Consider the following 1,866-nt stretch of genomic DNA (forward strand, 5'->3'; position numbering starts at 1 on the left):
AGACCAAATAGATTCCATGGTTACATTCATAGGCAATGTTTGGAATAAGAACAAGGGGTCGTTGAGCAGATGGTCGCCTATGGTGCGACCCGTGATGTTGTTGTGCCGACGCATGAGGACCCGCTGGAGTCCGCGCGGTGGCGACTCTGCAAGGCCCGTGCCGCTCTGATTGTTGCTGGGCCTCGTGATGTGGCGGCTTTGCTGAACGCTGAGCGTGAGGCTGTGGCTGATATTGAGCGGCTGACGGAGACGGCGAAGCCGAAGGTGAGCGCGCTGGACGAGCTGGCGGCTCTTAGGCGGCGTCGTATCGAGGAGGCACAAGCCGCCGGATAAGGAGGTGAGGCTCTGTGGCTGAGACAGCTCAGCTGATGGGGTCTCAGACTCCTCGCATTGACGTAACACCACTTCACGTCAGCTCTGCAGGTGGTGAAGCGGTTGCTGTGGCGAAGATGGCAGGTCTTATTCTTGACCCCTGGCAGGAACACGTCCTTCGTGGTTCGTTGGCAGAGCGTCCAGATGGGCGTTGGCAGGCTTTCGAGGTTGGGCTTATCGTTCCTCGACAGAATGGCAAGGGTTCGATTCTTGAAGCTCGCGAGCTGGCGGCAATGTTTTTGTTCGGCGAGAAAGTCACGTTGCATTCAGCGCATCATTTCAAGACTGCTGCCGAACATCACCAGAGGCTAGAGTCACTTATTCGCAATAGTGAGCTAGTCGAGTACATGCAGGGATACAACGGTGACCCCCACGGGAAGATTCCTGGCATAAAAACGGGTAATGCTGGCATGTCGTTCACCGCGGCGAACGGTAATCGTATCCTTTTTGCGGCTCGTAGTAGAGGTTCGGCGCGTGGCTTCACCGCAGACTTAGTCGTCTTCGACGAAGCTTTCGATTTGTCGAGGTCGGCGCAGGCATCTATGCTGCCGACGCTGGCTTCGAAGTCGCTCCATGAGTCCCCACAGCTCTGGTACACGAGCTCTGCTGGTATGCCGGATTCTGAGGTCTTGAAATCTCTTCGAGATCGAGCACTGAGTCCTGAAAAAGAGGAGAAGCTGGCTTTTTATGAATGGTCAGTCCCGTCTGATGCTGACCCGGCCGACCCGAAGAATTGGGCTTTAGCTAACCCGGCTCTGGGGTATCGAATCAGCCCCGATTATGTTGCTTCGGAGCGCTTGGCGATGAGTGATGAGCACTTTAAACGCGAGAGGCTGGGCATTTGGTCTAAGGTTGGCTCGTCGTCGGCTATCCCGGCGGATTTCTGGGCTCAATGTTTCGATGAGAAGTCCCGTGCTGGTGTGGAGATGGCCTTTGGTGTCGACGTGACGCCGTTGCGTGATGTTGCGACTATTTCATTGGCTTCTCGCCGACCTGACGGGAACATCCACATTGAGGTTATCGACAGGCGTGTGGGAACCGATTGGGTTCCGCAGCGTCTAGAAGAGCTGAAGCGGAAGTGGCGACCTGTGGCTATGACTTACGCGGCGGGTTCACAGACGACGGACGTAATTTCATCGTCGCCGAAGACTAAGCGGATGATGCGAGGTCTTGACCATCGCACGTATCAGCAGGCATGCGGCGGATTTTATGAGGCGCTTGGTCGCGGTTCGGTTCGGCATACCGGTCAGGAGGAGTTGGATGCTGCTGTGCAGGCTTGTCGACGCTCTAAAGGCGGGAGCGAGCTATGGAGCTGGACGCGTGATGATCGAAGTCAAGATATTTCGCCTCTGGTGGCGTGCACTCTTGCGCTCCATGGACTAACTGAGAAGGACAGGAAGGGAGGTAGTCAATGGGCCGTGTTGTAAAGAACCCCCGCAAATGGGAGAACTACTATAACGGCGAAGCGAGGTTGGACGCTATCGGCGTGTCCTT

2 protein-coding genes are annotated in these 1,866 nt (G+C 56.1%); both read left to right on the forward strand.

Going from position 1 to position 1,866, the window contains the following annotated elements:
• Window positions 1-69 precede the first annotated feature (69 nt).
• Window positions 70-333, forward strand: coding sequence for a hypothetical protein (locus Q0216_RS02815; protein ID WP_298592758.1), 264 nt, complete (start codon window positions 70-72; stop codon window positions 331-333).
• Between the two features lie 14 nt (window positions 334-347).
• Window positions 348-1,799: a terminase TerL endonuclease subunit gene (locus Q0216_RS02820; RefSeq protein ID WP_298592759.1), complete on the forward strand. Its 1,452-nt coding sequence runs from the start codon at window positions 348-350 to the stop codon at window positions 1,797-1,799.
• Window positions 1,800-1,866 lie beyond the last annotated feature (67 nt).

Origin of the sequence: uncultured Rothia sp. (assembly GCF_937976295.1) — a bacterium.
Taxonomy (GTDB): domain Bacteria; phylum Actinomycetota; class Actinomycetes; order Actinomycetales; family Micrococcaceae; genus Rothia.

Coding starts and splice junctions, on each gene's coding strand:
- Q0216_RS02815 (WP_298592758.1), top strand. CDS start 70: ATGGTCGCCTATGGTGCGACCCGTGATGTTGTTGTGCCGACGCATGAG.